This is a genomic window from Streptomyces anandii JCM 4720 (genome assembly GCF_014650655.1).
Lineage (GTDB): Bacteria > Actinomycetota > Actinomycetes > Streptomycetales > Streptomycetaceae > Streptomyces > Streptomyces anandii.
In genome coordinates this window covers 105012-113779 of the sequence record NZ_BMVJ01000018.1, presented here as the reverse complement: position 1 = coordinate 113779, position 8768 = coordinate 105012, and the positions used below count along the sequence as shown (strand labels likewise).

General features: G+C 72.4%; 7 protein-coding genes, 1 tRNA gene and 2 pseudogenes. 7 read left to right on the top strand and 3 right to left on the bottom strand.

Annotated elements, in window-relative coordinates:
- The 7 genes and pseudogenes from IE249_RS38650 to IE249_RS27225 all read left to right on the top strand — a co-directional run.
- Window positions 1–187, top strand: a pseudogene (locus IE249_RS38650) (SCO family protein); the annotation flags it as partial.
- Window positions 184–705 (top strand): copper chaperone PCu(A)C, encoded by a 522-nt coding sequence (locus IE249_RS27250; protein ID WP_189708877.1) that lies wholly within the window; start codon window positions 184–186, stop codon window positions 703–705. The pseudogene IE249_RS38650 and the gene IE249_RS27250, both read left to right, overlap by 4 nt.
- Before the next feature lie 14 nt (window positions 706–719).
- Window positions 720–2738, top strand: coding sequence for a copper resistance CopC/CopD family protein (locus IE249_RS27245; RefSeq protein ID WP_189708875.1), 2019 nt, complete (start codon window positions 720–722; stop codon window positions 2736–2738).
- A gap of 8 nt (window positions 2739–2746) precedes the next feature.
- The gene (gene efeB / locus IE249_RS27240) at window positions 2747–4036 is read left to right on the top strand and encodes an iron uptake transporter deferrochelatase/peroxidase subunit (protein ID WP_189708873.1); all 1290 of its coding nucleotides are present in this window, start codon (window positions 2747–2749) and stop codon (window positions 4034–4036) included.
- A gap of 101 nt (window positions 4037–4137) precedes the next feature.
- Window positions 4138–5070 carry a prephenate dehydratase gene (gene pheA / locus IE249_RS27235; protein WP_189708871.1) on the top strand — a complete coding sequence of 311 codons (933 nt, stop codon included), beginning with the start codon at window positions 4138–4140 and terminating at the stop codon, window positions 5068–5070.
- A 591-nt stretch (window positions 5071–5661) separates the two neighbouring features.
- A complete protein-coding gene (gene serS / locus IE249_RS27230) occupies window positions 5662–6939 on the top strand; it encodes a serine--tRNA ligase (RefSeq protein WP_189708869.1) in 1278 nt (425 codons plus the stop codon).
- On the top strand, window positions 6936–7772 hold the full coding sequence (locus IE249_RS27225; RefSeq protein WP_189708867.1) for an HAD family hydrolase: 837 nt from the start codon (window positions 6936–6938) through the stop codon (window positions 7770–7772). The genes serS and IE249_RS27225 overlap by 4 nt, the downstream gene beginning before the upstream one ends.
- Window positions 7773–7806: 34 nt before the next feature.
- Here IE249_RS27225 and IE249_RS27220 read toward each other — a convergent pair.
- The 3 genes and pseudogenes from IE249_RS27220 to IE249_RS38645 all read right to left on the bottom strand — a co-directional run.
- Window positions 7807–7893: transfer RNA gene (locus tag IE249_RS27220), tRNA-Ser, on the bottom strand.
- Between the two features lie 292 nt (window positions 7894–8185).
- On the bottom strand, window positions 8186–8428 hold the full coding sequence (locus tag IE249_RS27215) for an SGM_3592 family protein (protein WP_189708865.1): 243 nt from the start codon (window positions 8426–8428) through the stop codon (window positions 8186–8188).
- A gap of 119 nt (window positions 8429–8547) precedes the next feature.
- Window positions 8548–8768 (bottom strand): annotated as a pseudogene (locus IE249_RS38645) (ABC transporter permease); the annotation flags it as partial.

The window sequence follows — 8768 nt, the reverse complement described above, 5'->3', positions numbered from 1 at the left end:
CAGCGTGGGCATCTCCATCGAGCCGACGACGAAGGACAAGAACGGCAAGCTCGTCTCGGTGCACGGCACCCAGGTGGTCGCCTTCTCCCCGAAGACGGACGGCGGCTATCTGTTCTACGGCGAGGACGCCTCCGTCGACGACTACACCAAGGGCCTGCCCAAGATCATCAAGGGGCAGAACCCGTGAGGCGCCCGGCGGCCGCGGCCGCGCTGCTCGCCGGCGCCGTCGCCGCGAGCGCCCTGCTGACCGGGTGCGGCGGCACGGCCTCGGGCGCCACGTCCGGCTCGGGCTCCGGGTCGGGTTCCGGTTCTGGTTCCGGTTCTGGCGGGAGGCCCGAGCTTTCCGTGAACGGCGCCTACATGCCCCAGCCGGTCTCGGACTCCATGGCGGCGGGCTTCCTGACGATCAGCAACAAGGGAGGCGCGAAGGACGAGCTGACCTCGGTCACGAGTCCCGACGCCGGCGACGTCACCGTGCACGAGACGGACGGCGGCGCGATGCGGGAGGTCAGCCGCCTCACCGTGCCCGCCCACGGCCGGCTGGTGTTCGAAAGCGGCGGCAACCACCTGATGTTCGACCGGCTCGCGCACAAGCCCGTGCAGGGCCGGACGGTCACCGTGAAACTGCACTTCGCGGCCTCCGGCGACCTCACGGTTGAGATGCCGGTCAAGCCGGCCACGTACAACCCCGCGACCGGACACTGAGGGAGGGCTCCACCTTGACGCAGACCATCACCCCCCGCGTCCGGACCCTGGTACTGCTGCTTCTGGCCGTGACCGGGATCCTCCTCGCCGGCGCCGGCCCGGCCTCCGCGCACGCCGCGCTGACCGGCAGCGACCCCCAGCAGGGGGTGGTGGTCGACAAGGCGCCCACGCAGGTGTCGCTGACCTTCTCCGAGAAGGTCGCCATGAACGACGACTCGCTGCGCGTCCTCGACCCGCAGGGCAGGCGCGTCGACACCGGGAAGCCCTCCGACATCAGCGGGACGACGTACGCCGTGCAGCTGCGCGGCGGACTGGCCAAGGGCACCTACACCGTCACCTATCAGGTGGTCTCCGCCGACAGCCACCCCGTCGGCGGCGCCTACACCTTCTCCGTGGGCGCCCCCTCCAAGACCTCGGTCGCGGTCGCCGGCCAGGACGTGGGCGGCGGAGTCGTCGGCTGGCTCTACGGGCTCGGGCGCTACCTGTCCTACGCCGGTTTCATCGTCCTGGTCGGCGGCGGCGCCTTCGTGCTGGCCTGCTGGCAGCGCGGGGCGGGCGTGCGGGCCGTGCAGCGGACGGTGGTCTCCGGCTGGGTCACCCTCACCGCGGCCACGCTCGCGCTGCTGCTCCTGCGCGGCTCCTACACCACCTCCGGCAGACTCGGCGACGTCTTCGACCTGAACCTGCTGGGCCAGGTGCTCCAGACCAAGACCGGCGCCGCGCTCGTCTCCCGGCTGCTGCTGCTCGCCGCGGCCGCGCTGTTCGTCGCGGTGCTCTTCGGGGCGTACGAGAAGCGCGACGAGGAGGAGAAGCGGGATCTGACCTTCGGGCTCGCGATCGGCGGTGCCGTGGTCGCCGCCGGGCTCGCGGCGAGCTGGGCGATGGCCGAGCACGCCTCGACCGGGCTGCAGCCGGGCATCGCCATGCCGGTCGACGTCGTCCACCTGCTGGCGGTCGCCACCTGGCTCGGCGGGCTCGTCGCCCTCCTGGTCGCGCTGTACCGGGCGCCCGCGCGGACCCCGGTCGGGACGGCGGCCGTGCGCCGCTTCTCCCGCGTCGCCTTCGGCTCGGTCGTCGCGCTCGTCGCCACCGGGATCTACCAGTCCTGGCGCCAGGTCGGCTCCTGGTCGGCGTTCACCGGCACACGCTACGGGCAGCTGCTCCTGGTCAAGATCGGCCTGGTGGTGGTGCTGGTCGGCATCGCCTCCGTCTCCCGCCGCTGGACCGGCCGGCTCACCGAGACGCCTGCCACGAAGGCGGGGGGTGCGGCGACGGCCAAGGAGACCGTCAGGCAGAAGGAGCCCGTGGGCAAGGGCGCCGTGAGTGACAAGGGCGCGGTGGCCGAGAAGGGCTCAGCCGGAGGCAAGAGCCCAGCCGGAGGCAAGGCCACGGCCGCGGATGGCAAGAAGTCCGGCAGCGGGGCGAAGCCGGCGGGCGACGACTCGCGTCGGGCCGCCCAGCTCGCCCGGCAGCGGGCCGCCGTGGACATGGCGCGGCAGAAGCGGCTGCGCGACGCGGATCCCGGACGGTTCGGGCTGCGCCGCTCCGTGCTGGCCGAGGCCGGCGTCGCCGTCGTCCTGCTCGCCGTCACCACCGTGCTGACGCAGACCGAGCCGGGCCGTACCGAGGAGGAGGCCAAGGCCGCCACCGCGTCCTCGTCGTCCTCTTCCTCCTCCGCGTCCTCCTCGTCGGGCGCGGTCACCCTGGACATGCCCTTCGACACCGGCGGCCAGAACGGCAAGGGCGTCGTACGGCTCGACATCGACCCCGCGCGCGTGGGCGGCAACGAGATGCACGTCTACGTACAGCGGCCCGACGGACGGCCCTTCGACATCCCCGAGGTCAAGGTCGCCTTCACCCTCGCCGCGAAGAAGATCGGCCCGCTGCCGGTGGCCCCCGACCGTGTCACCACCGGGCACTGGGCCGCGAGCGGGGTGCAGATCCCCATGGCGGGCGACTGGAAGATCGCCGTGACCGTGCGGACCTCCGACATCGACCAGACGACCGTCACCAAGAACGCGCAGATCGGCTGAGCACCGCCATGACCGACCAGTCCACCACGGCCGTCTCCTCCTCCCCCGGCCTGCCCCGGCAGTCCGGGGGCGGCGACCCCGCGCCGGCGGGCGTGTCCCGTCGGCGGCTGCTGGGCACCGCCGGTGCCACCGGGCTCGTGCTCGGCGCGGCGGGCGCGGCCGTGGGATACGCGAGCGCTCCCGCCGGGGCCACCCCGCTCACCTCGCTCGGCGCGGGCCGGGCGATGTTTCACGGGAAACATCAGCCCGGCATCACCGATCCCCTCCAGTCGTGCGGCCATCTCGTCGCCTTCGACCTGGTGGCGGGCGCCGGCCGCAAAGAGGCGGCCGCTCTGCTGCGCCGGTGGTCGGCGACGGCCGAGCGGCTGATGGCGGGCGAGCCGGCCCCGCACGGCGACACCGACGTCGCCCGCGACGCCGGGCCCTCCTCCCTGACCCTCACCTTCGGCTTCGGCCGTACCTTCTTCGACCGCACCGGTCTGCAGGGGCAGCGGCCTGCCGCGCTGGACCCGCTGCCGGACTTCTCCTCCGACCACCTCGACAAGGCCCGCGGCGAGGGCGACCTCTGGGTGCAGATCGGCGCGGACGACGCGCTGGTGGCCTTCCACGCCCTGCGCGCGGTGCAGAAGGACGCCGGATCCGCCGCCCGGGTGCGCTGGCAGATGAACGGCTTCAACCGCTCGCCGGGCGCCACCGCCCACCCCATGACCGCCCGTAACCTGATGGGCCAGGTCGACGGCACCCGCAACCCCAAGCCGTCCGACGCCGACTTCGACAAGCGCGTCTTCGTGCCGGCCGGCGGAGAGCCCGCCTGGATGGCCGGTGGCTCCTACGCCGTCGTACGCCGGATCCGCATGCTCCTGGACGACTGGGAGAAGCTATCCCTCACCCAGCAGGAGAACGTCATCGGCCGGCGCAAGGCCGACGGCGCACCGCTGAGCGGCGGCACCGAGACCACCGCGATGGACCTGGAGAAGACCGGCGCGGACGGCTCCTACGTCGTCCCGGTCAACGCCCACGCCCGCATCACACGCCCCGACCAGAACGGCGGCGCCGCCATGGTCCGCCGCCCCTTCTCCTACCACGACGGCTATCACGCGGACGGCGCCCCCGACGCGGGCCTGCTGTTCATCTGCTGGCAGGCCGACCCGCTGCGCGGCTTCGTGCCGGTGCAGCGCAAGCTCGACCGGGGGGACGCGCTCTCGCAGTACATCCGGCACGAGGCGAGCGGCCTGTTCGCGGTGCCGGGCGGCGCGGCCGAGGGCGAGTACGTGGGCCAGCGGCTGCTGGAGGGGTGAGCAGGCAGGGGCGAGCGCGGAAGGGAGAGCGGGGCGGGGTGAGCGGGGAGCGGCGGGCACCGCGCGGACAGCGGGGCCCGCGGTTGGCCTAGGGTGAGGTCATGCCAGCGAGCTACGCGTATCTCGGCCCCGAGGGGACCTTCACCGAAGTCGCCCTGCGCACCCTGCCGGAGACGGCCACCCGGGAGCTGGTCCCCTACGTGTCCGTGCAGTCCGCGCTGGACGCGGTCCGCGCCGGCGACGCCGAGGCCGCGTTCGTGCCGATCGAGAACTCCGTCGAGGGCGGCATCACCACCACCCTGGACGAGCTGGTCGCGGGCGAGCCGCTGATGATCTACCGCGAGGTGCTGCTGTCGATCACCTTCGCGCTGCTGGTGCGGCCCGGCACCAAGCTGTCGGACGTCAAGACGGTCACCGCTCACCCGGCCGCCCAGCCGCAGGTGCGCAACTGGCTCAAGGCGCATCTTCCCGACGCCGTCTGGGAGTCGGCGGCCTCGAACGCGGACGGCGCCCGCCTGGTCCAGGAGGGCCGCTACGACGCGGCGTTCGCGGGCGAGTTCGCCGCCGCCCGGTACGGGCTCGAGGCCCTGGTCACCGAGATCCACGACGCGGAGAACGCGCAGACCCGGTTCGTGCTCGTCGGCCGTCCGGCCCGGCCCGCCGCCCCGAGCGGCGCCGACAAGACCTCCGTGGTGCTGTGGCAGCGCGACGACCACCCGGGCGGGCTGCGCGACCTGCTCGGCGAGTTCGCCACCCGGGGCATCAACCTCATGCTGCTGCAGTCCCGCCCGACGGGTGCCGGCATCGGCAATTACTGCTTCTGCGTCGACGCCGAGGGTCACATCACCGACCGCCGGATGGCGGAGGCACTGATGGGGCTGAAGCGGATCTGTTTGCAGGTGCGCTTTCTCGGTTCGTACCCGCGTGCGGGTGTCGGACCGGCGGACGTACGGCCTCCGCTGGCCGGCACCTCGGACCAGGAGTTCGTGGCGGCGGCGGACTGGGTGGCCCGCTGCCAGGACGGACGTTTCTAGCCATTTCCGGCCGCGCGAGGCCGTCGGAGGCGGCCGTCGTCGCGGCCGTGCGCAGTCCTACCTGCGGATCTTCGTTGTCCACAGAAGTTATCCACAGGCCTGTCGGTCGACCTGGGGACAAGTCGATACGGAAGCGCGACTCGGTCGACAAATCGCCCTACGGCCCGCAAGCGCCAACCTCGTCGCGCGACTCACCCTTCGTCCACCCGTTTCCTTTGGTTCATCTTTTGGAGCGACCCTTTTCCACCCGAAAGTGGGTGTGGGCGCGCTTTGAGCCGGGAATTCTTCCTTCCGCTCGGCACTTCCGGAGTGATCAATTCCGACTTCCACAGATCATGCACACAGCCTGTGGATAACTTTCCGCCGGTGTGGATTCCTGTGGACAACCACACGCCAGCGGGCTCCCCCAAGTCCCGTTCCGCGCAAGGAAATCCAGTCAACATCATGCTGATCCCTGCTTCGTTCCGGGGAGCCGGGTGTGATCCCATTGACAGAGAGGACACGCGGAGCAATTCCCCCATAACGGTACGTAATAGGCGGTTCGGAATACCGAGTCGTGACCCGGAAGGCCGCACCGGTAGCCTTGACCGCGTGATTGACCTTCGCCTGCTCCGTGAGGACCCCGACCGTGTGCGCGCCTCCCAGCGTGCCCGTGGAGAGGACGTCGCGCTCGTCGACTCCCTCCTGTCTGCCGACGAGCGGCGCAGGTCGTCCGGCGTCCGCTTCGACGAGCTGCGCGCCGAACAGAAGGCGCTGGGCAAGCTCATCCCCAAGGCCTCCGGCGACGAGAAGGCGGAGCTGCTGAAGAAGGCGGGCCAGCTGGCCGCAGACGTCAAGGCGGCCGATGCCGAGCGCGACGAGGCCGACGCCCGGACGCAGGAGCTCCTGCTCCAGCTCGGCAACCTCGTGCACCCCGACGTCCCCGTCGGCGGCGAGGAGGACTTCGCCACGCTGGAGACCCACGGCGAGATCCGCGACTTCGCCGCCGAGGGCTTCGAGCCCAAGGACCACCTGGAGCTCGGCCAGCTGCTCGGCGCGATCGACGTGGAGCGCGGCGCGAAGGTCTCCGGCTCCCGCTTCTACTTCCTCACCGGTGTCGGCGCCCTGCTGGAGCTGGCGCTGGTGAACGCGGCGATCGCCCAGGCCACCGCGGCCGGCTTCACGCCGATGCTGACCCCGGCGCTGGTGCGCCCGCAGTCGATGGCGGGCACCGGCTTCCTCGGCCAGGCCGCCCAGGACGTCTACCACCTCGACAAGGACGACCTGTACCTGGTCGGCACCTCGGAGGTGCCGCTGGCGGCCTACCACATGGACGAGATCATCGACGCCGAGCGCCTGCCGCTGCGCTACGCGGGCTTCTCTCCGTGCTTCCGCCGCGAGGCCGGCTCGCACGGCAAGGACACCCGCGGCATCTTCCGCGTGCACCAGTTCGACAAGGTCGAGATGTTCTCCTACGTGACTCCCGAGGAGTCGCAGGACGAGCACCGGCGGCTGCTGGAGTGGGAGAAGCAGTGGCTGACCTCGCTGGAGCTGCCGTTCCGGGTCATCGACGTCGCCACGGGTGACCTCGGCTCCTCGGCCTCGCGCAAGTTCGACTGCGAGGCGTGGATCCCGACCCAGGGCAAGTACCGCGAGCTGACCTCCACCTCGGACTGCACCGAGTACCAGTCCCGCCGGCTGTCCATCCGCTTCCGCGAGGGCAAGACGGTCCGCCCGCTGGCCACGCTCAACGGCACCCTGTGCGCCGTGCCCCGCACCATCGTCGCCATCCTGGAGAACCACCAGCAGGCCGACGGCTCCGTGCGCGTGCCCGAGGTGCTGCGTCCCTACCTCGGCGGCCGGGAGGTCCTGGAGCCGGTGGCCAAGTGACCACCACGGCGCCCGCGCCCTCCGGAGAGGCGACCGGGGGCTTCCCCTTCACCCTCGTTGCGACCGACCTCGACGGCACGCTCCTGCGCTCCGACGGGTCGGTCTCCCGGCGCACCCGTGACGCACTGGCCGCGGCCACCGCGGCCGGTGCCGCGCACATCGTGGTCACGGGCCGCGCGGTGCCCTGGACGCGGCACATCCTCGACGACCTCGGCTACCGGGGCCTCGCGGTCTGCGGCCAGGGCGCCCAGGTGTACGACGCCGGCGAGCACCGCCTGCTGACCTCGGTGACCCTGGACCGGAAACTGGCCGCGGCCGCCCTGGCCAAGATCGAGGCGGAGACCGGTCCGCTGTACCTGGCGGCGAGCCGCGACGGCCTGGACGGCGAGGTGCTGGTCGGGCCGGGCTACAGGGTCGGGGGCCCGCTCCCGGCGACGCCGTTCACCGACGTGGCCGACCTGTGGAGCGCTCCGCTCAACAAGCTCTACATCCAGCATCCGGCCCTCACGGACGACGAACTGGCCGACGTGGCCCGCCGCAGCGCCGGCGGCTTCGTGTCGGTCACCATGGCCGGCGAGGGCATAGTCGAGCTCCTGCCCCTCGGCCTGTCGAAGGCGACGGGCCTGTCACTGGCCGCCCGCCGGCTGGGCGCGAAGGCCTCCGGCACGGTCGCCTTCGGCGACATGCCCAACGACGTCCCGATGTTCGCCTGGGCCGCCCACGGCGTGGCCATGGCCAACGCCCACGCGGAGTTGAGGGCGGTCGCCGACGAGGTCACCGCCTCCAACGAGGACGACGGCATCGCGGTGGTCCTGGAGCGGTTGCTGGGCTGAGCCCCGGGGTCCTCGCCCCGAGCGGAATTCTTCGCGGAGGATGCACGGATCGAACGTGCGCGGGCTGTGAGACCCGACCACGGCTTAGCAAGCCGGTGCCTTACCACTCGGCCAATCCTCCGGGTGGGCGGCCCACGCGAGGCGAGTCGCGTGCTCGAAGCGGCCGCCCCGGGCAGCTCCCGGTGCGGAAGCGGGGTCGACGGAGCGGTGGCGACTACTCCGGAGCCCGCCGCGGGCTGCCCTGCCGGGAACCCCGCGTACTGCCGTGCATGGGCATCGCCGGGCTCCTCTCCCAGAACGTGGCGCCGGCTCGGTCCGGCGCTGTGGACACAACCACTGTGCCCGCGCGCCGACCCGGACGCCACCGAATTACCGGCCGCCCGGACGCGTCCCGCCTTGCCGCAACGGGGCGGTCAGCGCCGCCGCCACCTGCCCCGGCGGACCTTGCTGAAGAACCATCCGGCGGGCGGCTCGTCCGAGCGCCAGGGCTGCGGCTCCGGCCGCTCACGGCGCCAGCGGGCGGCGAGCATCCGCGCCCGCGCGGAGGGCTCGGCGGTCTCGGCCGCCCGTATGAAGTCGGCGTCGAGGACGACGTCGTCCCACTCGTCGCCGGGGGCGCCTTCCGCCTCGCCGCCCGGCTGCCCGTCGCCCGCCATCCCGTCCTCCCGGTCGTCCGTGGTCCGCTCTGCCCGGCCTGCGCCCAGTCTGCGCGGGCGCGGGTGAAGCCTCCGTCAAGAGCGGGCGGCCGGGCCCGCTCCCGACGAGGACCGGGGTCTCACTCCTCCCCGGCCAGGGTCAGCGACCGCAGCTTCTGCCCGGCGTACCAGGTGGCCAGCACGGTCACCGCCACGAGCAGCACCGTCGCCGTGGTCAGGCCCACGTCGGAGGTGACCAGGTCCCCGCCGGCGACCTTGTGCGCCACCGCCAGCGCCCACTGCTGGACGCTCAGGGTGCGCGCCCCTGGCACCAGGGAGCCGAACAGCGCCTCCCAGACCA